This is a genomic window from Nonomuraea sp. SBT364 (assembly GCF_001083785.1).
In the GTDB taxonomy this organism is placed as follows: Bacteria; Actinomycetota; Actinomycetes; order Streptosporangiales; family Streptosporangiaceae; genus Nonomuraea.
The window spans coordinates 14,244-38,509 of sequence record NZ_LAVL01000006.1; the positions used below are offsets into that span (position 1 = coordinate 14,244).

The 24,266-nt window shown below is 72.6% G+C and carries 23 protein-coding genes; 5 read left to right on the plus strand and 18 right to left on the minus strand.

The window, feature by feature from the left end; genetic code table 11:
- Nucleotides 1–2: 2 nt before the first annotated feature.
- Entirely contained in the window at nt 3–1,031 is a 1,029-nt protein-coding gene (locus tag ADY59_RS04855) for a FecCD family ABC transporter permease (RefSeq protein WP_049558179.1), read from the minus strand.
- Between the two features lie 9 nt (nt 1,032–1,040).
- Nucleotides 1,041–2,072 carry an ABC transporter substrate-binding protein gene (locus ADY59_RS04860; RefSeq protein WP_156325304.1) on the minus strand — a complete coding sequence of 344 codons (1,032 nt, stop codon included), beginning with the start codon at nt 2,070–2,072 and terminating at the stop codon, nt 1,041–1,043.
- A 562-nt stretch (nt 2,073–2,634) separates the two neighbouring features.
- Here ADY59_RS04860 and ADY59_RS48370 point away from each other — a divergent pair.
- Nucleotides 2,635–2,922: a hypothetical protein gene (locus tag ADY59_RS48370; RefSeq protein WP_049558181.1), complete on the plus strand. Its 288-nt coding sequence runs from the start codon at nt 2,635–2,637 to the stop codon at nt 2,920–2,922.
- On the opposite strand, the gene ADY59_RS04870 is transcribed toward ADY59_RS48370, so the two are convergent.
- The 7 genes from ADY59_RS04870 to ADY59_RS04900 all read right to left on the minus strand — a co-directional run bounded on the left by ADY59_RS04870 (nt 2,860) and on the right by ADY59_RS04900 (nt 14,858).
- Nucleotides 2,860–5,367 carry a S8 family serine peptidase gene (locus ADY59_RS04870; protein ID WP_053174437.1) on the minus strand — a complete coding sequence of 836 codons (2,508 nt, stop codon included), beginning with the start codon at nt 5,365–5,367 and terminating at the stop codon, nt 2,860–2,862. The two genes, ADY59_RS48370 and ADY59_RS04870, sit on opposite strands and share 63 nt — an antisense overlap.
- 1 nt (nt 5,368) lies before the next feature.
- Nucleotides 5,369–6,589, minus strand: a complete 1,221-nt coding sequence (locus tag ADY59_RS04875) for a hypothetical protein (RefSeq protein ID WP_156325305.1) — start codon at nt 6,587–6,589, stop codon at nt 5,369–5,371.
- 8 nt (nt 6,590–6,597) lie between these two features.
- Entirely contained in the window at nt 6,598–7,779 is a 1,182-nt protein-coding gene (locus ADY59_RS04880) for a S8 family serine peptidase (RefSeq protein ID WP_049558191.1), read from the minus strand.
- A 15-nt stretch (nt 7,780–7,794) separates the two neighbouring features.
- The gene (locus ADY59_RS04885) at nt 7,795–10,245 is read right to left on the minus strand and encodes a hypothetical protein (RefSeq protein ID WP_049558193.1); all 2,451 of its coding nucleotides are present in this window, start codon (nt 10,243–10,245) and stop codon (nt 7,795–7,797) included.
- Nucleotides 10,246–10,495: 250 nt separating this feature from the next.
- The gene (locus ADY59_RS04890; protein WP_082309863.1) at nt 10,496–13,414 is read right to left on the minus strand and encodes a helix-turn-helix transcriptional regulator; all 2,919 of its coding nucleotides are present in this window, start codon (nt 13,412–13,414) and stop codon (nt 10,496–10,498) included.
- Nucleotides 13,415–13,629: 215 nt separating this feature from the next.
- Nucleotides 13,630–14,055 (minus strand): nucleoside deaminase, encoded by a 426-nt coding sequence (locus ADY59_RS04895; protein ID WP_049558200.1) that lies wholly within the window; start codon nt 14,053–14,055, stop codon nt 13,630–13,632.
- Nucleotides 14,052–14,858: an LLM class flavin-dependent oxidoreductase gene (locus ADY59_RS04900; RefSeq protein WP_231618550.1), complete on the minus strand. Its 807-nt coding sequence runs from the start codon at nt 14,856–14,858 to the stop codon at nt 14,052–14,054. Before ADY59_RS04900 ends, ADY59_RS04895 begins: the two co-directional genes overlap by 4 nt.
- A gap of 144 nt (nt 14,859–15,002) precedes the next feature.
- On the opposite strand from ADY59_RS04900, the gene ADY59_RS04905 reads away from it, so the two are divergent.
- On the plus strand, nt 15,003–15,461 hold the full coding sequence (locus ADY59_RS04905) for an Lrp/AsnC family transcriptional regulator (RefSeq protein WP_049558202.1): 459 nt from the start codon (nt 15,003–15,005) through the stop codon (nt 15,459–15,461).
- A 105-nt stretch (nt 15,462–15,566) separates the two neighbouring features.
- On the opposite strand, the gene ADY59_RS04910 is transcribed toward ADY59_RS04905, so the two are convergent.
- The 6 genes from ADY59_RS04910 to ADY59_RS04930 all read right to left on the minus strand — a co-directional run bounded on the left by ADY59_RS04910 (nt 15,567) and on the right by ADY59_RS04930 (nt 19,429).
- A complete protein-coding gene (locus ADY59_RS04910) occupies nt 15,567–16,817 on the minus strand; it encodes a PP2C family protein-serine/threonine phosphatase (RefSeq protein WP_082309864.1) in 1,251 nt (416 codons plus the stop codon).
- Between the two features lie 100 nt (nt 16,818–16,917).
- Complete coding sequence (locus ADY59_RS04915) at nt 16,918–17,184, minus strand: hypothetical protein (protein ID WP_156325306.1); 267 nt, start codon at nt 17,182–17,184, stop codon at nt 16,918–16,920.
- 21 nt (nt 17,185–17,205) lie between these two features.
- Nucleotides 17,206–17,358, minus strand: coding sequence for a phosphodiester glycosidase family protein (locus ADY59_RS53885; protein ID WP_082309865.1), 153 nt, complete (start codon nt 17,356–17,358; stop codon nt 17,206–17,208).
- A gap of 13 nt (nt 17,359–17,371) precedes the next feature.
- Nucleotides 17,372–17,644: a hypothetical protein gene (locus ADY59_RS04920; RefSeq protein WP_049558205.1), complete on the minus strand. Its 273-nt coding sequence runs from the start codon at nt 17,642–17,644 to the stop codon at nt 17,372–17,374.
- A gap of 256 nt (nt 17,645–17,900) precedes the next feature.
- On the minus strand, nt 17,901–18,200 hold the full coding sequence (locus ADY59_RS04925) for an antibiotic biosynthesis monooxygenase family protein (RefSeq protein ID WP_049558212.1): 300 nt from the start codon (nt 18,198–18,200) through the stop codon (nt 17,901–17,903).
- The gene (locus ADY59_RS04930; RefSeq protein WP_049558214.1) at nt 18,197–19,429 is read right to left on the minus strand and encodes an MFS transporter; all 1,233 of its coding nucleotides are present in this window, start codon (nt 19,427–19,429) and stop codon (nt 18,197–18,199) included. Before ADY59_RS04930 ends, ADY59_RS04925 begins: the two co-directional genes overlap by 4 nt.
- 90 nt (nt 19,430–19,519) lie before the next feature.
- On the opposite strand from ADY59_RS04930, the gene ADY59_RS04935 reads away from it, so the two are divergent.
- Nucleotides 19,520–20,485: a GlxA family transcriptional regulator gene (locus ADY59_RS04935; RefSeq protein WP_049558429.1), complete on the plus strand. Its 966-nt coding sequence runs from the start codon at nt 19,520–19,522 to the stop codon at nt 20,483–20,485.
- A 79-nt stretch (nt 20,486–20,564) separates the two neighbouring features.
- On the plus strand, nt 20,565–21,275 hold the full coding sequence (locus tag ADY59_RS04940) for a DJ-1/PfpI family protein (RefSeq protein ID WP_049558216.1): 711 nt from the start codon (nt 20,565–20,567) through the stop codon (nt 21,273–21,275).
- A gap of 12 nt (nt 21,276–21,287) precedes the next feature.
- Here the strand turns inward: ADY59_RS04940 and ADY59_RS04945 are convergent, their stop codons facing one another.
- Together ADY59_RS04945 and ADY59_RS04950 are read right to left on the minus strand one after the other, a co-directional pair.
- Nucleotides 21,288–22,127, minus strand: coding sequence for an alpha/beta fold hydrolase (locus ADY59_RS04945; RefSeq protein WP_049558219.1), 840 nt, complete (start codon nt 22,125–22,127; stop codon nt 21,288–21,290).
- Between the two features lie 92 nt (nt 22,128–22,219).
- The gene (locus ADY59_RS04950) at nt 22,220–22,798 is read right to left on the minus strand and encodes a TetR family transcriptional regulator (RefSeq protein ID WP_049558221.1); all 579 of its coding nucleotides are present in this window, start codon (nt 22,796–22,798) and stop codon (nt 22,220–22,222) included.
- Nucleotides 22,799–22,874: 76 nt separating this feature from the next.
- On the opposite strand from ADY59_RS04950, the gene ADY59_RS04955 reads away from it, so the two are divergent.
- Nucleotides 22,875–23,786, plus strand: coding sequence for a VOC family protein (locus tag ADY59_RS04955; protein ID WP_049558224.1), 912 nt, complete (start codon nt 22,875–22,877; stop codon nt 23,784–23,786).
- A 7-nt stretch (nt 23,787–23,793) separates the two neighbouring features.
- Here ADY59_RS04955 and ADY59_RS04960 read toward each other — a convergent pair whose 3' ends face one another.
- The gene (locus ADY59_RS04960; RefSeq protein ID WP_049558226.1) at nt 23,794–24,222 is read right to left on the minus strand and encodes a helix-turn-helix domain-containing protein; all 429 of its coding nucleotides are present in this window, start codon (nt 24,220–24,222) and stop codon (nt 23,794–23,796) included.
- Between the last annotated feature and the right edge of the window lie 44 nt (nt 24,223–24,266).

Genomic DNA, 24,266 nt, shown 5'->3' on the forward strand with positions numbered 1-24,266 from the left:
GATCAGGCCTCCGACATCCGGCCGTAGCGGACGATGCCGACGAAGGCCGGCGCCCCGAGCACGCCGAGGACCACCCCGACCTGCAGCTCGTCGGGCGCGGCCACCACCCGGCCGAGCACGTCGGCGAGCAGCAGCACGATGGGGGCCAGCAGCATGGAGTACGGCAGGATCCACCGGTAGTCCGGGCCGCAGATGAACCGTGCGACGTGCGGGACGACCAGCCCGACGAAGACGATCGGCCCGCAGGCGGCCGTGGCGGCGCCGGCGAGCACCGCGACCACGGCGAACGCCACCGCCCGGGTCCGGGTGACCCGCTGGCCGAGGCCGCGGGCCATGTCCTCGCCGAGCGCGAGCCCGTTGAGCGTGCGCCCGAAACCCAGCGAGACGATCAGGCCGAGGATGAGGAACGGCGCGACCCCGGTCAGGATCGGGGCGTATCGCCCGGCGAGCGAGCCCACCTGCCAGAACCGCAGCTCGTTGAGCGCGTCCACGTTGGTCATCACGATGCCGGTGGTCACCGAGGCCAGGCCGGCGGTGACGGCCGCGCCGGCCAGGGCGAGCTTGACCGGGGTGGCGCCCTCCCTGCCGAGCGACGCGATCGCGTACACCAGCACGAGGGCCCCGATCGCGCCGGCGAAGGCGAACCAGACGTACAGGCCCGCGCCGCGCACGCCGAGCACCGTGATGGCGAAGACCACGCAGACGGCCGCGCCGGAGTTGACGCCCATGATGCCCGTGTCGGCGAGCGGGTTGCGGGTGACGCCCTGAAGGATGGCGCCTGCCACGCCGAGGGCGGCGCCCACCAGGATGCCGAGCAGCGTGCGGGGCACGCGCAGTTCCAGCGTCACGGTGCTGTTGATCGACGCGTCGGCGTCGAGGCTCGCCAGGGCGCGCAGCACCTCCGGCAGGCCGATCGAGCGCGAGCCGAGGGTGACGCTGAGGAAGGCGACCAGGGCCAGGAGCACGCACAGCAGGGCGAGCCCCGGCCCGAGGGCCGAGGCTCGGCGTGCGAGAGGTGTCGAACTGCTCATCGGCGGCGATCAGTCGCCGATGTTCGGGTCCGCGGCCTTGATCGCCGTGGTCAGGTTGTCCAGCTCGTCGGCGAAGTCGCCGTAGGTGTGCAGCCAGTACGCCGGCCACGCCACGACGGCTCCCGCCTTGGCCGCCTTGATCTTGAACCAGGTGGGCTGCTTCTTGCCCCACTCGGCGTTGGAGGTCGGCTTGTAGCTGCGGCCGTCGTACAGGATCAGGTCGGGCTGGTACTTGTCGGCGTTCTCCCAGCTCAGGTTCTCCCAGTAGGGGAATCCGGGGTCGGGGCTGTCCGGGTTGACGACCTTCAGCCCCCAGCTCTGGAAGTCCAGCAGCTCGGGCGCGTACGCGGGGTTGGCCACGTAGACCTTGTCGTCGGCGGCCAGCATCGCGGCCGCCGTGAGGCCCGGCTTGGCGGCGACCGCCTCCTTGAAGGCGGCGAGCGCCTCGTCGAAGCGCTTCTTGTGCGCGGCGATCTCCGGGGCGTCGACGTCGGCGCCCAGGCTCTTGGCCAGGTCCTCGTAGCCCTTCGCGAGATCGACGATCGACTTGCCCTGGGCGACCCCGACGATCGGCGCCAGCTCGGTGAGCTTCTTGCTCTTCTCGTCGACGCCTTCCTCAAGGCCGCTGTACGCCTTCTCCACCGGCCACCAGTCGCCGACGATCAGGTCGGGGCGCAGGGCCGCGGCCTTCTCCACGTCGATCTTGCCCCACTCCTGGCCCAGGATCTCGATGCCGGTAAGGTCGAGGTCCTTGAGGTTCGCGTCGGTCTTGACTGATTCGTCGGCGTAGATGCCGACCGGCTTGATGCCGAAGGACATCAGCGCGGCCGCCTCACCGGCGTGCGCGATGATCCGCGTCGGGGTCTTGTCCGCCTTGACGACCTCGCCGTTGCCGCTGGTGAACGACCAGGGGCCGGCGGGCGCGGCGGAGGCCGCCGCGGAGGCGGCGGTGCCGGTGGTGCCGGCGGTGTCCGCCGACCCGCAACCAGCGAGCACGACGCTCAACGCGGCGAATGCCAGGACCGGGCGCCATGCGCGCATGGTGGTGCTTCCGTTCTCGTGTTCGGGCATTGCCGCCCAAAATTCAACAGTTAGGCAAGGCTAACCATAGTTTGGGCATCTGGCTAGACGGATGTGATCGGGTTCACGCCGTCGAGCCGGATCGGGGTGCCGGGAAGCCGTCCGCGATGGCATCGTGCCGGCATGAGCGCGGATCCTCGCCGGTTCTCCGACCGTGGCGACCCCCGACAGTACCTGCGGGCGACCAGGGTCCTGGTCCGCTGCCCGCGCTGCGCGGCCTGCGCCGTCGTGAGCGGGGGCCGCGTGACCTGCCTGTCCTGCGGCCACGCCGGCCAGGCGGCCGGTCCGGCCCGGACGGGCCGCCTGGAGATCGTCGCCGGCGGGCGGTGCCGCCGCTGCGGCCGCGAGATCCATCGCCGTGGCTCCCGGCCCGGCGGCCCGCCGCCGTCGCGGATGGCGGTGAAGTGTCCCGGCTGCGGCGCCGTGACCGGCCTCCCTCCCCGGCTGGTGGCCCGGGGATCGCACGGGCGTCGCCCGCCATGCCGGGTTCGAGCTGTGGCTGCAGACGCCGTGCCGGAACCAGGTGCTGTGGGCCTATGACGCGGAGCACCTGGACTTCCTGGAGCGGTACGTCCGGGCGTCCATCCGGGAGCGGGAGCCCAACCGCAACGGGAGCCTGGCCAGCAGGCTCCCGGCGTGGCTGAAGTACGCCAAGAGCCGGGATCAGGTCCTGGCCTGCTGCGCCACCCTCCGCGCCCGGCTGGAGCAGGCCGCCACGCCGGGGGCGGCCCGGCGTGGCGGAAGGGGATCAGCTCGCGACGGCGCAGGTGCGGTCGCCGATGAAGACGTCGTCGACGGCCCACCAGCCTGAGTGCTGGCCCAGGTAGTGCAGGCGGAACTTGACGTCGGCCTGCCCCGAGGCCTGGGGGACGGGGATGACCTGCGTCGCCGGCCCGGGCGCGCCGGGGTAGCCCTTGACGCTCCAGACCGTCTTCCAGGTGCGGCCACCGTCCAGGCTGAGGTCCACCGAGGTGGTGGAGTTGACGGCCGGTTCCAGGTCGTGGGCGAACTCCAGGGTGGCTCTGCCCCTGCCGGTCAGGTCGTACGCCGGGCTGGTGAGGTAGCTGTTCTGGATGTGGCCCTTGCCGGACTTGAGGGAGTCGACGATCGCGAACCCGCCGTCACCCCCGGTGTCGTTGCCCCGCCTGCCGTGGTCGGAGAACACCCAGCCGGGATCGTAGTCGTAGTTGGGGATGCCCAGCCTGACGTTGCTGACCGTCCACCCCCGGGGCTTCCTGCTGTCCTTGAAGCGCTGGGTGCTGCCCTCGCGGGTCACCTCGTAGCCGGCGGCCGTGCACGCGAGCGACACCGTCAGGCCCACGTCGAGGCGCTGATCGGCGTCACCCATGACCACCTGGCGGGTGGCCGGCTCGTAGCCTGGCTCGGCGGTGGTGTAGGTGACGGTGTAGGTCGTGGCGGGGAGCAGGGGCAGGGTGTAGGCGCCGGTGGCCGCGTCGGCCTCGGCGGTCCAGCGGTGGCCGGCGCCGTCGTCGGCGGTGATCTTCGCGCCCAGCGGGCGGCCCAGGCCGGACCCGTCGGCGACCGTGCCGGTCAGGTCGATCCTCTCGGTGGGAGGCAGGGCCACGTCGTGGGTGATCGCGCCTTCCTTGGCCAGGGTGACGGTCTGGGTGGTGGTCCGGTAACCGAAGGCCGTCACCCGCACCTGATACTCGCCGGCGGCGAGGGTGAAGGCGTACGCGGCGTCGGCGCCGACCGTGAAGGTGCGGCTGGTCGGGCCGGTCAGGGCGACGGTGGCTCCGGCGACGGGCTGCCCGGTGGCCGCGTCGGTGACGGTTCCCGACAGGGTGGCGGTGCCGGCGGTGCCGGCGTGGAGCAGGCCCAGCGCGTCCAGGCGGCCCTCGCCGTACACGTTGTTGTCGCCGGCGGTGCCTCCGCAGCTCCTGTCGTCGGTGTCGATGGCCGACAGGTCCAGCAGCAGCCGGGTGCCGTCCAGGTCGCGCACGTATTCGGGGCGTGCCGACCACAGCAGGGCCACCGCTCCGGTGACGTGCGGCGCCGCCATCGAGGTGCCGTTCCAGGCTTCGTACGCGTTACCGGGCAGGGCGGACAGCACGGCGACGCCGGGGGCGGAGATGTCCGGCTTGACCTGGCCGTCCTGGCCGTCGCCCCGGCTGGAGAAGCTCGCGATCCGGTTGTTGACGTCGTGGGCGCCGACGGAGTAGTTGATGGTGCGGCTGCCGGGGGCGCCGGAGGTGTTGCAGCCGGGACCGGCGTTCCCGTTGGACCAGATGCCCATGATCCCCGACGCCGCCCATGCCAGCTGGATGTCCTCCATCAGGGGGTCGTTCGAGGGGTCGGAGCCCCAGGAGTTGTTGACGATGTGCGGCCGCTTGGACGCGTCGGGGTTCTGGCCGGACAGGTCGGTGGGGGCGAGCATCCACTGCGACGACTTGATCAGGGCCTCTTCCGGGCACGACCCGTCCGGGCAGCCGACGCCGGCGATCCATTTCACGCCGGGGGCGACGCCGATCCGGGTGCCCGCGCCGTCGTCGCCGGCGATGGTGCCCATCGTGTGGGTGCCGTGCCCGTGCTTGTCGCAGGGCGCGGCCGTGTCGCAGTCGCCGAGCGGATCGATCCAGTTGTGGTCATGGGTGAAGGTGCCGTCGCCGTTGTTGCCCCGGTAGGACCTGACCAGGGCGGGATGGTCGAACTGGACCCCCGAGTCGACGTTGGCGACCACGATGTCCTCGCCTCGGCGGCCGGTCTCGGCCCACACGTCGTCGGCGTTGATGTTGCTCACGCCCCAGGCGAGGCCCTGGACGGTGGCCGACAGGGCCTCGGTCCGCACCGGCTCGGGGATCTTGTAGGTCTTGGGCGCGCGGATCTCCTCGACGCCCTGCATTCCGGCGATCTTCCTGGCGAGGGCTTCGGGGGCGTCCTTGACGTGGACCGCGTTGGTGGCCCAGAACGAGGTCGACTTCACCCCTTCGGCCTTCAGGAGTTCGCGTAACGACTTCTGGGAGCTGTCGGCGGTGGCCTTGAGCCGTGCCACGACCTCCTGGCCGCGGGGCGTCCTGCTGCGGATCTTGCTCGCGGTGGCGAGGTCCGCCTTGTCGGACAGGCGTACCCAGAAGTCCGCGGTGCCGGCCTTGCCGAAGGTCGTCATCAGGTCCTGGGCGATCTTCGGCTCGTTCGCGGGCGGGTCGGCCTGTGCCGCACCGGGGGTGACGGCGAGCGTCCCCGCGACCAGCGTCAGGGCGCAGGCGGCCGCCGTCGCCAGGTTCGTCAGTCTCATCTCACTTGCCCCCGCAGCTCAGGTGGGCGATCATCCGTCGCGACCGCAGGTAGGGATATTCGATGCCGGAGGGTTCGGTGAAGGTGGAGGTGCCCACCACCCACACGTCGTCCGGGCCGCTGCCGTCCACGTCGAGGAAGTTGAAACCGTAGGCCGGCGGCTGGGACCCCTGGGGCTTGACCTCCTGCCAGAGGGTGCCGTCCCAGTGCATCAGCCGGAACCCGTTGACCTGCGCGGTGTCGGTCCCGATGGCCCAGAGGTCGCCGGGCGCCGCGGCGTACAGGCGCATGATCTCCGTGCCCAGCGGTCCGGGCGCGGGGGTGGGCATCGAGCTCCAGCTCCGCCCGTCCCAGTGCAGCAGGAGCGGCGCGGACCTGAACTCGTCACCGGAGAATCCGCCGATCCACACGTCGTCGGGCCCGGTCGCGCTGATCGTCTTGAGGTAGCCGCTCGGCCCGATGTCCGGCAGCGGGCTCTCCGTCCAGGCGGTGCCGTCGTGGTGCAGCACCAGGGGGTGGTAGGCGCCTTCGCTCCGCGAGTAGCCGACCGCCCACACGTCGGTGGCCGACACGGCCTCGACGGCGCTCAGCTCGGCGGTCGGAAGATCGGCGGCGGGATGGTCGGCCACCGTCCATTCCGTGCCGTCCCAGCGTTCGATCAGGGCCTGGTACCCGGCGCCGTGGATGGTGCCGACCGCCCACGCCAGGTCCGGCGTCAGCGAGGCGATGTCGCTCAGCCTGGGCGCGCCGGCGGCCGGGTCGGTCGTCGCGGTCGGGGTGAGCGTCCACCGGCCGCCGGACCACCGGGCGATCATGCTCGCTCCGTCGGCGGCGCCCGAGCCGTGCATCTGGACGTCGGCCCAGCCGCTGCCGGCCGAGTCGAAGGAGCTGTGACCCGCGCTGAACGAGGCGGAGGTGCGCGGCGGCACGGCGATCTGCGGGCCGTCCTCGGCCAGCGTCCGGCCGTCCCAGCGCAGCGTCCGGACGCCGGCGAAGGAGAGGTTCTCGGTGAACCTGACATCGCCGGGGGCGACGACGGTGACGTCGACGGCCTCGGCGTCGACGGCCGCCGCCGGCATGACGCTCCAGGCCGGAGCGCAGCCGGGGCCCGCACTGGCCGGGGCGAGGGTGGCCGTCGTGACGGCGGTGCTGAGCAGCGCGGTGAGCCCGGCCATGGTGGTGGCGCGCCGGAGGCGCCCGCGAAGAAGTCGTGATGGTCGCATGGATTCTCCTAGAAGGCGCCGGTGCCGTTGGGGGTGCCCATGCCGCTGGGCCCGTCGTAGCCGGGACTGCCCGCGCACACGTTGCTGCCGGCGCAGGCGCCGTTGGCTCCGGTGGTGACGTCGAACAGGTAGCGCGAGCCGCGGTACAGGCGCCGGCCTGCGGAGGTGGTCGAGTCGGTGCCGGCCAGGCCGTACACGCCGGCGACGAACGCCGCCGACAGCGGGGTGCCGGAGGCCGCGGCCCAGCCGCCGAGCGCGCTGGTGTAGATCTGGACCGGGGTGTGGGACGAGCTCACCGACGCCACGTCGGCCACGGTCCGCTGGTCCCCGCAGGCGCCGCTGCGCTGCCAGGACGGGCGCGTCTCGTAGAGGGAGCAGCCCGAGCCGGTCTCCCGCCAGACGCTCTCGCTCCAGCCTCGTTCGGTGGCCGGGTCACGCCACAGCTCGGTCCCGCCCACCGCGATCACCGTGGGGTAGGCCGCCGGGACCAGTGACCGTCCGTCGGTGTTGAAGCCGCTCCCCGACGCCGAGGTGATCGCGACGCCCCGGTGCTTGAAGTACGCCGCGTGCGCGGCCTGCTCCTCGAACTCCGGGACTCCCCACATGGGGACGACGGCGTCCGCGCCCTGGGCGACGGCCTGGTCCACGGCCAGGGCGAGGTTGGCGAAGGTGGCGTCGTCCGCCTGCACCAGCAGCAGCTTGCAGTTGGGGCAGGCGGCCGAGGCCAGGTCCAGACCGGCCGCGGCGTGCACCGCGTAGCCGGAGTTGCCCGGCGGCGGCGTGTCACCGCCGCGCTGGTTGACCTTCCTGAAGCAGGGGAAGACCTCGTCGCAGGCGGGCAGGCCGTTGGTCTTCCTGTAGACGGCCAGGTCCTGCTCCGCCGAGGCGATGTCGAACGGCACGACGACGGCGACGGTCCGGCCGCCGCCGAGGAGGTCGGACGGCAGCCGGTAGGCCTCCTGCAAATCCTTGGCGGTCAGCGGTCCCGAGGTGACCTTCGCGGCCTCGGCGGGGCCCAGGGTGCGGCCGGCGCCGTCGACGGCCACCCGCAGCAGGCAGGCGGCCGGGTCGGCGCCCTCCGGGCAGATGGCCCGGGTGGCCGGCTCCGGTGCGCCGATGGCGGCGGGGGCGAGCACGGTGAGCAGGGCGGCCACCAGGCCCGTCAGCGTCATGATCCGTTTGGTGCGCATGTTCGTCTCTCCCGGTCAGCTGTTGAGCCGGTAGGCGCGGATGTTGGTCTGGGTGACGGTGCTGCCGTCCGCGTCGTGCGCCTTGACGCGCAGCGACACCCACCGGACCGCCTCGGCGTAGTCCGGGTGCGTGATCGGCGCGGTGAACGTGCCGTCCGCCTTCCGCGTGGCCGCCTTCGGCTCCGACCAGGTCTGGCCGTCGTCGTAGGAAACCTCGGCCGTGGCCGTCACGCCGGCGGGCGCGGCCTGGTGCTCCTGGCGCGACACCCGGAATCCCACGTCGAACGACCGGCCGGCGTCGGCCCGCGAGTCGTGGTCCAGGGCCAGGTCCCAGTGCACGAACAGCAGCGGCAGGAACGAGCACGGCATCGACGGGTCCGCGCACTGCACGCTGTCCGGCAGGGCCGCCGCGGCGTCCTGAGGCCCGGAGCGGAACGTCCACTCCGTGGTGCCCGGCGAGTCGGGAGTCGCCTCATGGGCCGTGGTCCACTTCAGCCGGTACTCCGCCGGGTGCGGCAGCAGGGGGAGCGACTCCGGGCCCGGTGCGTACTTCTGGTATCCCGTGCCGAAGGCCGGCCTGCCGTCCCGGTGGAACGACAGCTCGGAGGAGGTCCACCCCCATTCGGTGAAGTGCAGCGGATCCGAGTCGCCGAACCCCTGGAGGTAGACCATGCCCAGGTCACCCTGCCTGCAGGCGACGCACACCTGGCGCAGCGGATCCCGCACCTCCGAGTCGGCGGTGCCGAGCATGCCGTGCTGCGCGCGCTGGACGTAGGTGGCGGCGTTCGACGGCACGTCCGGGCCGCGGTTCCACTCCTCCTTGACCACCTGACCGGGCAGGAGCTTCCTGCGCGGGCCGTGGAGCCGCGCGCCTCGGTCGGGGCCCATGATGCTCTGCCAGATCACCTGGTCGGGGCGGCTGCTGTAGACGTAGTCGGTGCGCTCGCCCTTGACCGGCTGGCCGCCGTAGCCGAAATCGGTCCATCCCCACGGCAGGTAGGCGAAGTTGTGCCGGTTGACCGGGCCCTCGGACCCGCTGTCCGACGGCGCGTCGTGCAGGACCGACCGCACCGTGGTCAGGTCGGCGGCCTTGACCGTATGGGTCATCGAGGCGGGGACCGCGCCGCCGTACGGGAACAGCAGCTCGTAGGTGGAGCCCATCTCCGGACCGGAGACCGCGTTCTCGGCCAGCGAGGTCATCGCCAGGAAGTCGAAGCGGCCCTTGGTCACCGGCCGGGTCGGGATGGCGAACAGGCCGGGGTTGCCGTTCGGCGGGTAGGAGATCGTCTTCCAGAGGAGGCCGTAGAGCAGGCCGGCCGGCTTCACGCCGCTCTGGTCGCCCGCGGCGGTGGTGCGCAGGAAGGTGAACGCGTCGAGCCGCTGCAGGTCCGCCTGCGGCGGGGTCTCCAGGTTCGCCCGGTAGGGCACGGCGGCGCGGGCGTCCAGGACGACGGTCGTCGAGCCGCTGACCCGCACCTCGGGCTTCGTCACCAGTGCCATCTGGGAGCTGAGGTCGGTGGCCGGGCCGGTGAGGACGCTGGCCATGATGTTGTAGGTGCCCTCGGGCACCATGAACGACTTCTTGCCCTCGCCCGGGTAGGCGAAGCCGAAGTTGGCCAGTTGCCCGTCGGCGACGTTGGTCACCGCGCCGAGCATGACCCCCGGCTTGCCGTCGCGGCCGATCGCGTCGATGGTCAGCCGGTGGAAGCGCACTCCCTTGCCCGACGTCTTGACGGTGCCCGCCCCCAGCGGCGCGGCGGGCGGCTGGGGCGCGCCCTTGGGCACCGCGAGCTCGATCCGCTCCACCCCGGGGAGGGTGCCGGTCGCGGCGCCGTCCGAGCCGCGCCACCGCTGGGCCAGCAGCTTGCCGAGGCCGTCGGCGTCCTTCTTGGTCACCTTCGCCTTGGCGACGTCGCCGGCCATGGCCGAGACACTGGTCGCGGGTAGTTTCTCCGCCTTCGCCGCGGTGGCCGTGACCTTCACCGGCAGGGTCTCGCTGCGCTCGTCGTCCAGCTCGGCACGCACCAGGTAGCTGACGTTGAACAGGCTCAGGTCGATCGTCCCGCCGACGTACGGCACCGCCTCCGACGGCACCACGTACGTGTCGCCGCCGAAGCTGAACTGGGAGAACGTGCCACCGGCGGCGTCGCGGGCCTCCGGCAGCAGGTTGACCTGCTGGGTGCCGTCCTCCGCCGTCTCGACGCGGAAGCGGTCACCTGTCAGCAGCGTCACCGTGGACGTCCTCGTCCTGCCGGGGGCGCCGTGGTCGGCGTGGTCGGCGTGGTCGGCGTGGTCGGCGTGGTCGGCGCGGTCGCCGGGCGGGCTCTGCGGGGCGTCGATCCGGACATCCGGTGGGGTGGCCAGGTCGGCGGCGGTGCCCGCCCCTCCCCCGCCCGTCACTGCCGCCAGGGCGAGCGCCGCGCCGGCCGCGGCCGCCCGGGCAGGCTGGTTTCTGAGAAATCTCATGGATTCCCGGCTTTCTGTCCCGTGCCACCAGGCGGGCACGCGAACGTGAGGGGGTAAGGATCCGCGCGGTGGTTACAGCGGTTCGTGCTCGCCCATGGGCGGCGGTTCCTCCTGGGGAGGCTCCTCGGGAGCTTCCACCGGGGGCTCGGGCTCTGGCTGATCGTCTTCCACAGAGATCAGCATCAGCGTGGCGCGACCACCGCTGCGAGTCGGCAGATCACCCATTTAATGCCGGTACGGGGTTACTTACCTATGTCGGTTCCTGGCCGCCCGACACAGCCATGACCAGCGCGGTGCGCGACTCGACGCCGGTCTTGCGCATGGCTGCGCTCAGGTGCCGCTCCACCGTGCGCGGCGACAGCTGCAGCTGCTCGGCGATCCTCTTGTTGGTCCAGCCGCGCACGAGCAGGTTCACGATCTCCATCTCGCGGGGCGACAGCTGGTCGCCGTAGCCCTTGCGGCCGCCGCGCCAGGTGCGGGCCACCTCCACGCCGTGCCCGCGGAGCAGGCCGGCGACCCGGTCGGCGTCCCAGCGCGCGCCGAGGTCCCGCAGCCGGTGCTGCGCGTCCGCGAGGATTTCCAGCCCCCGTCCGGCCGCCCCCGCGCCGAGCAGGAACCGCCCCTGGCGCTCCAGGGTCAGGAGTTCGTCGTACGGCTGCGGCAGGGCCGCCCAGGCCCGTGCGGCCTCGGCGAACGGCATCTCCGCGTCCTCGGCGACGATCGCCCGGCAGGTGGCCAGGGACGCGGCCGGGGCGGCGGCGTCCCGGCCGGCCAGCCCCTCGGCGAAGGCGGACACGAGCGCGTGCGCCTCACCGGCCCGTCCGGCGGCGATGAGGGCGTCCAGGTGGACGGGCATGACGTCGGTGGCCCACAGCCAGACCCCCTTGTGGGCGATCATGCGCACGATCGGCCCGGTGAGCTCGATCGCGGCCCGGTGGTCGCCCTCGGACAGGGCGATCCTGGCCAGCGCGGCGTTGGGCAGCACGTACGGATCCGCGCTGCCACGCGGCGTGTTCGCCTCCAGCACCAGCCGGAGCCGGTTCCGGGCCCGTGGCAGCATGCCGGACGCGAGGTCGAGCTGCCCCTGGATGACCCTGGCCTCCAGACGGACCACCGTGTCGGCCGACTCCGAGGTGGCGACGTCCTTCACGATCTCGTCCAGGCCCTGCCAGTCGCCGGTGTGCCAGGCCAGCCGCGCCTGCCCGATCCGCACGTTGTCGGCGACCCGCCGGTAGCCGATCTCCCTCACGATGGCGTCGATGGCGGCCAGGCCCTCGCGCGCCTCCGCGTAACGCCCCCAGAGCAGCGCGGTCTGGGCCACGATCAGCCGCGCCCTGACGATCTCCCGGCGTTCCACCTGGGTCTCCGCCGTCAGCGGGATCGTCTGCGCGACCCGCCAGCCCTCCTGCTCGCCGAGCATGAGCAGCGACAGGACGTGGCCGGTGCGGAAGGTCGTGCGCTCGATCGGATCCCGTACGTGCCGGATCCGGGCCACGGCGCGGTCCATCCAGGCCAGGTGCCGGGCGGCCGGCCAGGCCGCGGTGAAGGGGACGGCGAGCAGGAGCATCGCCTGCACGGCCAGCTCGGGGCGGTGCTCCAGCTCCGACACCGCCGTCTCCACGTCGGCCATGCCTTCCTCGAACCTGCCGAGATGCAGGACCACCTGGCCCAGGCGCAGCCTGATCTCCCCGCGCTCCTCCTCGGGCAGGCCGGGGTCGGCGAGCACCTGTTTCAGCGCTTCGCAGACCAGCTCGCCCAGCTCGAACAGCGGCTCGGCGGTCAGCGTCGCCGCCCGGCCGAGCTTGCGGGCCAGGCGCACCCGCCGGTCCACGGGATGCTCCGCCGTGGTCAGCAGTTCGTGGAGCAGGGCGACGCCGGTCTGGTCGTCACCCGATTCGAGGGCGAGTCCGGCGCTGGCCTCGGCGTAGCGGCTCCACTCCCCCACGTCGCCGGCCTCCCGGAAGTGGCGGCACAGCCGTACGGCGGGAGGGTGTTCGGAGTCGCGGAGCGACTCGGCCGCCCGCCGGTGCAGCAGGCGCCGCAGCGGGACCGGGATCGCGGTCGCCACCGCGCGCGAGGCCAGCACGTGGCGGAAGGTGAAGGCGCCGCGCGCGGTCTCGCGCATCAGGCCGCAGGCGAGGGCTTCGGCCAGGCTGCCGCGCGCGGCGTGCTCGTCCAGGCCGGCCACCGCGGCTATCAGGCACTCGCCCGCGGGCGTCTCCAGGACCGCGGCCGCCTCCAGCACCGCCCGCGTGGCCGGGGAGAGCCGGGCGACGCGTTCCAGGACCGAGTCCCGCACCGTGGGCGGCACCTGGAGCTCCTTCACGACCCGCCGCCGCCACCCGGTCGCGTCCCGGAAGATGTCGCGCCGGTCACGCAGCAGCCTTACGGTCTCCTCCACGGCCAGCGGGATGCCGCCGGTGTGCTCGTGCAGGAACGCCGCGAACGTCTCCGACACCTGCGTGTCCGCGAACATCGACGCCACGAACGCCCGCGTCTGCGGCACGTCCAGGGGTTCCAGGGAGACGCGCACCTGGGTCATCTTCCTGGGCAGGCGCGAGGTCAGGCGTAACAGCGGCGATCGGTCGCTGACGTCCGCCGGGCGGTAGGTGGCCACGATCGAACGCCTGCCCGCGCCCGACGCGCAGAGCATGAGCAGCCAGTCGAGGGTCGCGGCGTCCGCCCAGTGCGCGTCCTCGACGACCAGCACGTCGATGCCGAGGGCGTCGATCAGTTCGGTGAGCGCGCGGAACAGCCGGTGGCGGGTCTCCTGCGGATCGGCGAGCGACTCCAGCGCGGGCGGCAGCACCGTGCTCCACTCCGGGAACAGCGGTCGCAGCGCGCCGGCCAGCGGGCTCAGCGCGAGCCCGCCCAGCCGATCGTGGAAGTGCCGCAGCCCGTCGACCACGGCGCCGAGCGGGAAGGGCTCCCGCAGATCCGGGCACACCGCCATCAGCACCTGCAGGCCGGACAGCGCCGGGGTGGCGAGACACTCGTCGATCAGGCGGGACTTGCCGATGCCCGCCTCGCCCTCGACCAGGATGAGCGCGGCGGGCCGGTCGAGCGTGTCGACCACCGTCGCCATGGCGGCGCCCCGGCCGATGAACGCCGGACCCTCGGCGCCCGGCGCTACACCTTCTGTCGCTTGGGCATCATCCATTCTGTACATGCATATATCGCATGTTTCGGCACGTGACTATCTTCCCTGCGGAAGCGGCGACCCTGTGACGACTCCTGCGGCGGCGCCGCCGGCACACCGGGGTGAAGGGCGGCTCGCCGCTCCCGGTCGGTGAGCAGGTTCCAGCAGGAGTCGCCGTCGCCGGGCACCATGGCGTCCAGGTACACCAGCGCGGGCAGGCGGGCGGGCGCGTTCGGCGAGCCCGGTCAGACGTAATAGCCGGCCACGGCCGCGCTGGCCTCGTCGTAGAGGGCGGGGCCGTCGAGGATCGGCGTCGTGGTCGTGACCGTCCGCTTGAGCTCGCCGAGCTGCTCGTTCGACAGCGCGAACACCACGCGGCCCAGGCCCGAGCGCTCGATCGCGCCCTGGCACATGCCGCACGGCTGGCAGCTGGTGTACATCGTGGTGCCGGCGGCCGTCTCCGGGGCCAGCTTGTGGGCCGCCCACCTGGCCAGCTTCAGCTCGGGGTGGGCGGTGATGTCGCCGTCGCGGAGCACGGTGTTGTGGTCCTCGGCCAGGACGGCGCCGTCGGGGCCGACGAGCAGCGAACCGAAGGGCGCGTCTCCCGACGCCCGGGCGCCGACGGCGAGCTCGATGGCCCTGCGCAGGTGCTTCTCGTCATCCATGGTCATGACTGCTCCGATCGGGGGTTCTTCAGGTGGGTGGCCACGGTGGCGAGCGCCTGCCAGGCGGCCTCGGGTCGTTCGGTCTCCCGGGCATCGCCGACGAACGGGTCGAGCACGACGGTGCCCGCGCCGAGCCGGCGGAGCTGGTCGACGTCGTCGAGTATCTGCTCGATCGTGCCCTCGCCGGCGCGACGCTCCGGCCCGGTGACCGGGGTCTCGGTGAGGTTGAGGAGAATGCGCGGCGCCAGCGCGGGCATCGGGCGGCCTTCCTCGTCCGCGATCGCCGCCAGCCGGTCGAGCGCCTCGCGCAGGTACGGCAGCGTGAAGCGCAGCGGGTGCCAGGCGTCGCCCATGCGGACGGCACGGCGCAGCCCGGCGTCGCTGTTGCCGCCGATCCACAGCGGGATGTCGCCGCTGCGGTAGTCGGCGTCGTCCGCCCACGCCTCGCGCATGGCGCGCAGGTATTCGTCGGTGAGCCGGCCGCGCCGCTCGAACGGCACGCCGAGGGCCGCGTACTCCTGCCGCGCCCAGCCGACGCCCACGCCGAGGATCAGCCGTCCGCCGCTGAGCTGGTTGAGGTTGGCGGCCATCCGCGCCGTGAGCAGCGGGTGCCGGTACGGCATGATGAGCACGGTGGTGCCCAGCCGGATCCGGTCGGTGATCCCGGCCAGCCACGACAGCGTGGTGAACGGTTCGTAGAACGGCGCCGGATACTGCTCGGCCACGTCAGGTGTTATCACCACGTGGTCGGAGACCATCAACAGGTCGAAGCCGAGCCCCTCCACCGTCCGCGCCCACTGGCGGAGCATGTCAGGTGTGGTCCCTGGGCCGAAATTCGGTACGTTCACCCCGATATTCACAGCTCACAGGCTATCCAGCGGCCGTTGGGGCGAGAAGAGAGTCCTGCCTGCGTTGGGCGGCTTCGACCGGGCATTTGCCGGTAATTTGGGGAGATGACCGAGAGCCTCGACGCGACGGACTGGGCGATCCTGACCGAGCTGCAGAAGGACGGGCGGATCCCGCTCACCGAGCTCGGCCGCCGGGTCAGCCTCAGCTCCTCCGCGGCGACCGAGCGGGTCAGGCGGCTGGAGGCGGCGGGCGTCATCACCGGCTACCAGGCCACGGTGGACCTGGAGAAGGTCGGCCTGCCCGTGCTCGCCGTGATCCGGATGAAGTACCACGACCGCCGGCACGAGCCGTTCCGCCGGTTCGTCCACGAGCGTCCCGAGATCGTGGAGTGCCTGCGCATCACCGGCGAGGACTGCTACCTGCTGAAGGTGTCGACGGCCTCGATGGCCCGGCTGGAAACCCTGGTGGACGAGATCTGCGCGTACGGGAGCACGACCACCAGCCTGGTCTACAGCCAGCCGCTCCCCTACCGGGGCGCGACGAGGCCCGAACCCCCGGCCTGACCGGACCGTCAGCGCGCGCCGACCGCCAGGGTCCCGGCGGAATTGCCCTGGCGGGCAGTGCCGTACGGGATCTCCGGGGCCTCGGCGACCTCGCTTCCGGCGTCGTCACAAGGTCAGCTGGCTGCGGCGGGAGCTGCGCCACTCGGCCGTCAGCACGGTGGCGTCGTCCTGGAGCCGGCCGTGCTGGTGGTCCAGGATGGCCTGGATCAGCCGGCGCAGCGTTTCGGGAGCAGGTATGCCGTCGGCCTCCCGGCGGACGATGAAGTGGATGAAACGCTCCAGCCCGAACTGCTCTCCTGCGGGGCTCTGGGCCTCGATGACGCCGTCGGTGTAGAACAACAGCCGGTCACCGGGTTCCAGTTGATAATGCTGCAGCCCTGTGTTCAGGTCCAGCCGCAACCCCATCGGCGGATCGGGGACGCTGCCGGCGCCCAGGCTGGCCACCATCCGGCCCTGGCGGATCACCAACGGCGGATGGTGCCCTCGGTTGACCCAGCTCAGCCGCCCGGTGCGCACATCCAGGTCGGCCAGGATGCCGGTGGCGAAGCGGCCGGTGAACTGCTCGGCGATCGCCACGTCGATCGCCTCGGCGGCCGCCGTCAGATTCATTCCCTTCCGCCGGCTCCTGCGGCCGGCTCCCATCGCGATGGTGGCGGTCAGCCCGGCCGAGGTGTCGTGCCCCATCGCATCGAAGATCGACACATGCAGGGTGTCGCCGTCGATCGCGTAGTCGTAGGCGTCCCCGCCCACCTGGTAAGCGGGCTCCAGCCCCGCGCTGACCACCACGTCGTTGTTGGCGAAGACGCCGGGCGGCAGCAGGTTCCACAGCACCTCGGCCGACAAGGTCATCGGCTCGGTGCGGACCAGGCGGGCGTACGAGTCACTGTGCGGGCGCTTGCTGACCACCAGCACCGCGATCAGCGACGCCAGGTGCTTGGCCTGGGACTCGATGTCCGGCCCGCCCTGTGGGACGGTCACCCCGAGCACGCCGACCCGCTCGGTGCCGTCCAGCAGGGGCAGCCACAGCCGCCGCATCCCCTCCGCGACGAGCGGCACGGCCGTCTCGCCCGCGATGAGGTCCCTCACGTAGCGGGATTCCACGACCTCGAAGGCACGGAAGGCACGCCCGGCCATGGTGGAATCGACCCGGATCCGGCCGAGTTCCCCGCCCGCCACGCCATGCTGCCCGGGCAGCGGCACCAGGAACTGCTGCTGAAGGTCGGCCACGTAGATCATCGTCTGGGAGAACCCGGCCGGTCGCGCATGCTCGGCCACCAGGGCAGGCAACTCCTCCATCGCGGCCAGGTGAGCGGCCTCCAGCAAGCCACCCAGCATCCGGTCACCGCTCTCTAGCATCCGCCCACCTTCCTGCCCGGCGGGCTTTCCTGACAGGCGTGACGATCAGCGCTGTCTGTCATCCGCATCCTGGCACGATGCGCGAATGTTCGTGCCGATGTCAGTCCGTGGGCCCCAACCCGGGAACGCGTCGCTCACGCACGTCCTGAAGGGCACGCAGATAGCCGATCTCCAAGGCGCGGCAGATCAAGTTGTTCATCTCGGCGGAGCCGTCGAGCCGTCCCCAGCTGGAGAACTCGCTGGACACCGCCTCGTCGGCCAACCGCTCGTCGCCGGCTTCGCCAGGGCCTGGACCGTCGTAACGAATCCGGCCGATGAACTCGCTCCATTCCTCCAGTTCGGCACGCGCGGCGTCATCGTTGCTCATAGTGGCCATCGTGACCCATGATCAGCTCCGGCGCGACTCCGCCCGTCCTGCATCGGCCCGTCGCCGACGGCTTCCGCACCACGCGCGTGCCCACTGCCCGGCCGCGTCGGAGGGCCGGTTCACGATGGCGCCGGAGGTCATCATGACGCTGGAACCGCCGCCGTCCAGGTTCATCGCCTCCCGCCGATCATGGACCGGGGTTGCTGCGCAGGGGCCAGTTGTAGGTGAACCTCTGGTCGTCGCCCTTGCGGATGAGGCCGCCGGCCGCGGCGTTCACCGGGATCCGGCCGTCCCGTACGAGCGTCGGGCCGACCTGGAGGATCGTGGTGTCCCGGGCGAGCGGGACCCGGCGGCCCCTGCGGTCCTCGACCCGCTCGCTCACCCGCAGCCGCTTACCCGGCTCGGCGTGCGCGAGCAGCCAGGCGGCGCGCGAGGTGTTGGGCGCGGCGCGGTCGGTCACTTCTGGATGCCGTTCAGCGCCGGGCCGACGTCGGTGCCGACCGTGCCGCCGGCGAGCCCGGGCGCCCGGACGCGGGTGAGCGCGTCCGGACGCCTCCGCGCTCGTGGCGTACGGCCCGGCGCGGACGATCCAGCCGAGCGTGCCCGCGGGGCGGTCGGCGAAGGCGGGCGCGACGACCTCCTCGACGCGCGGCTCGTGCCGTTCGCTGAGTTTCAGGGATTGTCACTGATTCGCCCGGTGTGGGCGACGGTCACCGTCACAGGCCGGCGTCAGCCACGACGCCCTCTTCGGCGCTGACCAACTCCGCGATGGTGTCGAAGAAGGCGGCGATGCCCGGCAGGTTGGCGCCTTTGGCCCGCGAGGCGGCGAAGTCCGCCGCGGAGCGCCATTCGACGACGTCCAGCCATTCGTCGCCGGGCAGCCGCACCAGGCGGGCGCCGAGGAAGCCCTCCCGGTCGGCGCGGAAGTCGGCCAGCATGCCGGGGCGCGCCGCCAGCATCTCCTCCTCCCGGTCGGGGCGCACCTTGAAGCGGGTCAGTTCGACGGCGGTGCTCATGGGGTCCTCCTCGGTCGTGGTCCGGTGACGACACTATTGGCGACCAGCAGGCAGGTGAGCATCCCGGCTCCGATGAGCGCCGCGGCCCCGGCCAGGGCGATCGGGTAGCCCACGGCGGCGGCCACCGTCAGCGTGACCGCGCCCACGCCGAACGCGACCACGGAGCCGGCGCTCGACATGGCGCTGTAGTCCGCGCCCGCCGTGGCCGGGCGCGACAGCCGCATCGTCTCGGCCGAGACGACCGTGGCCGCCGCCGCGTAGGCGGCCTTGAAGAGCAGGATCGCCGCGCCGGTCATCGGCGGCCAGGCCGGGCCGGAGGCCGGCGGCAGCAGCGCCAGCACGCTCACCAGCAGGGCGAGGCCGGACAGGATCAGGCAGGCGCGCGTGCCGAGCCGCGCGAGCAGGGCGCCGGCCAGCAGCGCGCCCAGGATCGCCACCGTGTCGCCGAGCAGGCTGGTGACGAGGCCGATCGACGACAGCGACCAGCCCGCGTCCACCAGCATGGGGCCGACCAGGGCGTACGCCGCGAAGATCCCTGCGAGGAAGCACGGCTGCACGAGGAGCGTCCACCGCGCCCTGTCGCGTTCGGTGAACACGACGAGCAGCTCGGCGTACCGCTGCCGCAGGCCGGGACGCGGGGCGGGGCCCGGCCCCTCGGACATCCGCAGCACCTGGAAGGCCGGCCACGCGGTCAGGGCCGCCAGCGTGAGCAGGGCCGGCGCCCAGCCGAACTCGGCGTAGACGAGCAGGGAGACGCCTCCGCCGACGACGCTGCCGACGTAGCCGCCGGCGACCTGGATCCCGTTCGCCATCCCGCGCTGGTCGGCGCGCAGCAGCCGCACCACGAGCGCGTCGACGGCGATGTCCTGGGTGGCCGAGAGCACCCCGGTGGCCGCCGCGGCGAACAGGACGAGGCCGAGGTCGTCGACCGGGTCGAGCGCGATCAGGGTCAGCAGGGTCAGCGCCAGCGCCGGTTGCAGGATCAGCAGCCAGGATCGGTAGTGCCCCCGCCGGGCGGAGCCGAAGCGGTCGACCAGCGGCGCCCACAGCATCCGCAGCGCCGTGAGCATCCACACGGCCTGGAGGAGACCCAGTTCCTCCAGGCCGGCGCCGCGCTCGCGCAGGATGGCCGCGAGGGCGGTGCCGAAGAACGCGGTGCCCAGGAATTGCGTGGTGTACAGCGCCGCCAGCAGCGGGTATCCGGCCCGCGGCGTCTCTCCCCCTGACATGCGGCTCATTGTGGGCGCGGCGGCGGTTCGCGGACGCGGCAGATGTCCGCAATCCTGAGTGTTAGGTCCGTTATGGAGGACACACGCCAGATGAGTACCGTGAAGCGCCGTGTCGTGATCGTCGGCTATCCCGACGTCGAACTGCTCGACGTGGCCTCCCCGGGCGACGCGTTCGCCTCGGCCAACCGGGCGGGCGCGAAACCGGCATACACCGTCGAGCTCGCCACCGTGCGGGGGACCGCCATCCGCAGCTCGTGCGGGATCACGCTGGTGGCGCAGCGGGAGCTGGAACGGGTGACGGGCCCGGTCGACACGCTGATCGTCGCCGGCGGGCACGGGCACGTGGCCGCCCGCGAGGACCGGCGCGTCGTGGACGAGGTACGGCGGATCGCGCGGGGCAGCAGGCGCATCGTGTCGATCTGCACCGGCGTCTCGGTGCTCGCCGCCACCGGGCTCCTCGACGGCAGGCGGGTGGCGACCCACTGGCGGCACGCCGCCGAGATCGCCGGGCGCTTCCCCGCCGTCACCTTCGACCCGGTGCCGCTGTACATCTCGGACGGCCGGCTGCACACGTCGGCCGGGGTGACCAGCGGGCTCGACCTGAGCCTCAGCCTGATCGCCGACGATCACGGCCCGACGCTGGCCAGGCAGGTGGCGCAGACGCTGGTGACCTACCTGCACCGGCCGGGGAACCAGGCGCAGATCAGCATGTTCCTGTCCACCTCGCCGCCCGGCAACCGGGTGGTGCGGGACCTGGTCGGGTACATCACCGGCAACCTCGACGCCGACCTGTCGGCGGCCTCGCTCGCCGCCCGCGCCGGGATCAGCGTGCGGCATCTGCGCAGGCTGTTCAGCGGCCAGCTGGACACCACGCCCGGCCGGTACGTCCGCGCGGCGCGTACCGAGGCGGTCGCGCAGTTACTGTCCTCCAGCGATCTGCCGCTGGACACGATCGCCCGGCGCTGCGGCTTCGGCTCGACCGAGACGTTGCGCGAGGCCTTCCGCGACCGCTACGGGACCAGCCCCGCCCGGGGGCGGCAGGCCGTCGGGCCCTGAGCCCGGCGGGCCGGACACGTATCGCGGGATTCCGGACACGACGCGGACGCGGCCGGGGCCGGGCGGTCAGGATGCCGGTATGGCAACCGAGAAGACGATCGCGTTCGTGCTCTACCCCGGCTGCACCATCCTGGACCTGGTGGGCCCGCTGCAGGTGCTCTCCACGCTCGCGGCGATCCGCCCGGAGTTCCGGGTGGTCGTGGTCGCCGAGCGGCTGGAGGCCGCGGAGACCGACACCCCGCTGCGCGTACAGGCGGGCCACACCTTCGGCGAGGTGCCCGCGCCGGACGTGCTCGTGGTGCCGGGCGGCGAGGAGGCGACGATGCGCGCGACGGCCGACGAGACCCTGCTGGCCTACGTGCGCGGGGCCGCGGCCGGCGCCCGGACGGTGGCCTCGGTGTGCACCGGCTCCTTCATCCTGGGGGCCGCCGGGCTGCTCGAAGGGCGCCGGGCCACCTCGCACTGGGCGATGCTGGACGCGCTGGCGGAGTTCGGCGCGGTGCCCACCCGCGAGCGGTGGGTGGCGGACGGGCCGGTGCTCACCGCCGCCGGCGTCTCCGCCGGCATCGACATGGCGCTGCACCTGGCCGCGGAGCTCTCCGGCGAGCAGACCGCGCGCGCCGTGCAGTTCGGCCTGGAGTACGACCCGGAGCCGCCGCTCGGGGCGCTGGACTGGGACCGGGCGCCCCGGGCGGCGTACGCCGTCGTCACCCGGCGCTGGGTGCGCGAGGCCCTGGGCGCGACCCCGCTCGCCGAGCGGCTGATCGCCCGCCTGGGCGACGACGGCTGAGACTTCGCCGGGTCAGCCCAGCCCGCCGACGATCTCGGCGACCCGGCCGGGCTGCGACAGGAACGGCGAGTGGGCGGCGTCCAGCGTGACGGTCGAGGTCGGGTTGCCCGGGAAGGCGGCGTCGGCCTCGGCCACGAATCTGCGCTGCAGGGGCGGCCGGATGGTCATGTCGCGCGAGCAGCCGACGTACGTCCGCGGGACGCCGCCCCAGCCCTGCCGGGTCAGCGTGGTGGTGCCGAGGGCGATCCTGGCCGGGGCGTCGGGCGTCATCAGGCCGATCGCGGCGTCGGCGGCCTCCGGGCTGACGTCGCCGTAGAACGCCTCCCGGAGCTGCTGCCGGTAGGCGGCGTCGGCCGAGCCGAGGTCCAGCCGCAACGCGCCGACGACGGCGGGGTCGGCGCGCACCGACGGCGCGATGAGCTCCCCCGCGTTCTCCGGCATCTCGGCGCAGGCGAACGCGGAAACCCCGGACGCCGGCATGAAGGCGGCCAGGTAGACCGCGTGCGCCACCAGCTCGGGCGCCTGCTCGGCGGCCCTGGTCAGCACCGTGCCGCCCATGCTGTGCGCCACGACCGTCACCGGACCGCCGCGCCCCAGCCGCTTCAGCTGTGAGACGAGCGCCTCACCCGCCTCGTCGAGGCCGACCCCCGCCACGGGCGACGGCTCCGTCGCCAGGTGGTCGGGGTCGAAGGGGCGTCCGGTGACCGATCGGGGCCGCCGGGCGCGCAGCCCGTGCCCCGGCAGGTCGACGGCCAGGGCCGGGCGGCCGGTCTCCGCCACGCGGGCCAGGACCTCGCTCCAGCACCAGGTGCCGTGCCAGAAACCGTGAACGAACAGCAATGGGGTACGCATCGATACTCCTCGACGTCGGACGTGTGCCGCTCTCGGAGACGCCCGGGCGCGAGCGGCTGTGACACGTCCGCGCCGCGATCTGCGGGGATCACCTAGAGGCCGAGGCCGGACTCCAGGTGTGCCAGTGCGCTGTCGACCTCGGCGGGCCCGTCCATCTGCCCGTCATGTGCCCATTCCAGCCAGACCATGGCGACGACGCCGAAGACCGCGCCGACGGCGTCGCGTACGCGCGGGTCGTCGGCGCCGCAGCCGGCCTTGGCGGCCACGAGCTCGCGGACCTCGCGGATCAGGCCGGGGCTCCTGCGCAGGTTGGCCACCAGCAGCTCGGGCACGGTGGCGGCGAACACCTCCCGCGCGTGCCCTGCGGTGATCTCCTCGGCGGACAGCTCGGCGAACGCCGCCCGGAACGCGCCGCGCAGCACGGTGACCGGTGCGCCGGGCGGCTGTGCGGCCAGGGCTTCGAAAAGAGGCGGGAACCGGTCGAGGGTGACCAGATGCTCTTTCGTCGGGAAATAGCGGAAGAAGGTCGCGGGAGAGATCTCGGCGGCCTCGGCGATCTGCTCGACGGTGGTGGCGTTGTAGCCACGCTCCCGGAAGAGCCGGAACGCCTCGCGCAGGATCGTCTCCCTGGTCCTGGCCTTCTTGCGCTCGCGCAACCCGCCGTCACTCATGCATCGGACTTTACCGCGCCACCAAATGATAGCTTGCTATCAAATAAGGGTGTTATCTCATTTCAGGAGGCCCCTCATGGGTGGCGACGTCGACGGCCTGCATCATGTGGGGCACCTCGTGCGGGACCTGGAGCAGGCGATGGAGCGCTATCGAAGGCTCGGCTTCACCGTGTCGGAGCCCGCCTGTCCCGTCCTGCCGGGGATGGCCGAGCCGTTCGGGCTGGTCAACACCCATGTGTACTTCCCCGGCGCCTTCATCGAGCTGGTGGCGGTCGGGCGCGTGCCCGCCGGGGCCCGCCCGATCCCGCTGCGGGTGCCCGGCGACAAGCTGCCGGGACTGGTGGCCGCGATCCGCGCCACCGCCGCGAACATCACGGCCTTTCTCCAGCGGTTCGAGGGCCTGCACATCATGATCCTCGACACGCCGGACATCGACGCCGTCGCCGCGCGGCTGACGGGCGGCGGCGTCGTGCACGGCGGCGTGCACGACGTCCAGCGGCCCGTCGAGACCGCCACGGGGACCCGGATGGAGCCCGCCCGCTACCTGGAGATCTCCGATCCCGGCCTGCCGCCGGGGCGCGTGCCGGAGGGCAGGGTCGGGTTCGCCCAGAACGCGCCGGTCGGCGACCAGCGGCACCCGGGCCACCCCAACGGGGCGACCGGCCTGACCGGCTGCGTGCTGTGCGTCGCCGACGAGGCGTTGCCCGAGGTGGAGCGGCGCTACGGCGGCTACTTCGGCCGGACGGCGCCGGGGGCCGCGGGCGTCACCGTCGTGCCCGCGTCGGCGCTCGACGGCCTGCTGCCCGGCGAGCGCCCGGCGGCGCTGCCGGCGTTCGCCGCCTACACGGTGTCGGTGCGCGACGTCGCCGCCACCGAGCGGTTCCTGCGCGGCAACGACGTCCCGCTCGCCCGGACCGGCTCCGGAGAGATCGTCGTGCCTTCCGGAGCCGCCCTCGGCACCGCGATCGTCTTCCGCCGGCACGGCTGAGGCGCTCTCAGATCACGCAGCCGTCCTGGTGCGGGCCGGGGAGGCCGGTGGTGCTCTCCGCGATGCGCCGGTACGCAGGGCATTGGGAGAAGTCGTCGGCCGTGCACCGCATGAGGTGTTCGATCAGCGCCTTGGATGCCGATATTTCCTGAAGCCGCCGTTCCAGTTCCGCGTGGTGCCGCCGGAGCAGCGCTTGACGCCCGGCCTGGCCGGTGGCGGCGAGGATCTCCCGGATCTGCTCCAGGCTCATGCCCGCCGACTTCGCGCGGATGATCGTCAGGACGCGGATCAGGTGGTCGCGGGTGTAGCGGCGCCGGCCGTTGACCCTGGCGGCGGGCGCCAGCAATCCCATCGCCTCCCAGTGCCGCAGGACGTGCGGGGCGAGGTCGAACCGCTCGGCGAGCTCCCCGATCCGGATGGAATCGCTTGACTTCATGTTGACATTAACTTGCAGACTTGCCTCCACGTCAAGCGATCACG

Coding starts and splice junctions, on each gene's coding strand:
- ADY59_RS04855 (WP_049558179.1), bottom strand. CDS start 1,031: ATGAGCAGTTCGACACCTCTCGCACGCCGAGCCTCGGCCCTCGGGCCG.
- ADY59_RS04860 (WP_156325304.1), bottom strand. CDS start 2,072: ATGCGCGCATGGCGCCCGGTCCTGGCATTCGCCGCGTTGAGCGTCGTG.
- ADY59_RS04870 (WP_053174437.1), bottom strand. CDS start 5,367: ATGAGACTGACGAACCTGGCGACGGCGGCCGCCTGCGCCCTGACGCTG.
- ADY59_RS04875 (WP_156325305.1), bottom strand. CDS start 6,589: ATGCGACCATCACGACTTCTTCGCGGGCGCCTCCGGCGCGCCACCACC.
- ADY59_RS04880 (WP_049558191.1), bottom strand. CDS start 7,779: ATGCGCACCAAACGGATCATGACGCTGACGGGCCTGGTGGCCGCCCTG.
- ADY59_RS04885 (WP_049558193.1), bottom strand. CDS start 10,245: ATGAGATTTCTCAGAAACCAGCCTGCCCGGGCGGCCGCGGCCGGCGCG.
- ADY59_RS04890 (WP_082309863.1), bottom strand. CDS start 13,414: ATGTACAGAATGGATGATGCCCAAGCGACAGAAGGTGTAGCGCCGGGC.
- ADY59_RS04895 (WP_049558200.1), bottom strand. CDS start 14,055: ATGACCATGGATGACGAGAAGCACCTGCGCAGGGCCATCGAGCTCGCC.
- ADY59_RS04900 (WP_231618550.1), bottom strand. CDS start 14,858: ATGCTCCGCCAGTGGGCGCGGACGGTGGAGGGGCTCGGCTTCGACCTG.
- ADY59_RS04905 (WP_049558202.1), top strand. CDS start 15,003: ATGACCGAGAGCCTCGACGCGACGGACTGGGCGATCCTGACCGAGCTG.
- ADY59_RS04910 (WP_082309864.1), bottom strand. CDS start 16,817: ATGCTAGAGAGCGGTGACCGGATGCTGGGTGGCTTGCTGGAGGCCGCT.
- ADY59_RS04915 (WP_156325306.1), bottom strand. CDS start 17,184: ATGAGCAACGATGACGCCGCGCGTGCCGAACTGGAGGAATGGAGCGAG.
- ADY59_RS53885 (WP_082309865.1), bottom strand. CDS start 17,358: ATGAACCTGGACGGCGGCGGTTCCAGCGTCATGATGACCTCCGGCGCC.
- ADY59_RS04925 (WP_049558212.1), bottom strand. CDS start 18,200: ATGAGCACCGCCGTCGAACTGACCCGCTTCAAGGTGCGCCCCGACCGG.
- ADY59_RS04930 (WP_049558214.1), bottom strand. CDS start 19,429: ATGTCAGGGGGAGAGACGCCGCGGGCCGGATACCCGCTGCTGGCGGCG.
- ADY59_RS04935 (WP_049558429.1), top strand. CDS start 19,520: ATGAGTACCGTGAAGCGCCGTGTCGTGATCGTCGGCTATCCCGACGTC.
- ADY59_RS04940 (WP_049558216.1), top strand. CDS start 20,565: ATGGCAACCGAGAAGACGATCGCGTTCGTGCTCTACCCCGGCTGCACC.
- ADY59_RS04945 (WP_049558219.1), bottom strand. CDS start 22,127: ATGCGTACCCCATTGCTGTTCGTTCACGGTTTCTGGCACGGCACCTGG.
- ADY59_RS04950 (WP_049558221.1), bottom strand. CDS start 22,798: ATGAGTGACGGCGGGTTGCGCGAGCGCAAGAAGGCCAGGACCAGGGAG.
- ADY59_RS04955 (WP_049558224.1), top strand. CDS start 22,875: ATGGGTGGCGACGTCGACGGCCTGCATCATGTGGGGCACCTCGTGCGG.
- ADY59_RS04960 (WP_049558226.1), bottom strand. CDS start 24,222: ATGAAGTCAAGCGATTCCATCCGGATCGGGGAGCTCGCCGAGCGGTTC.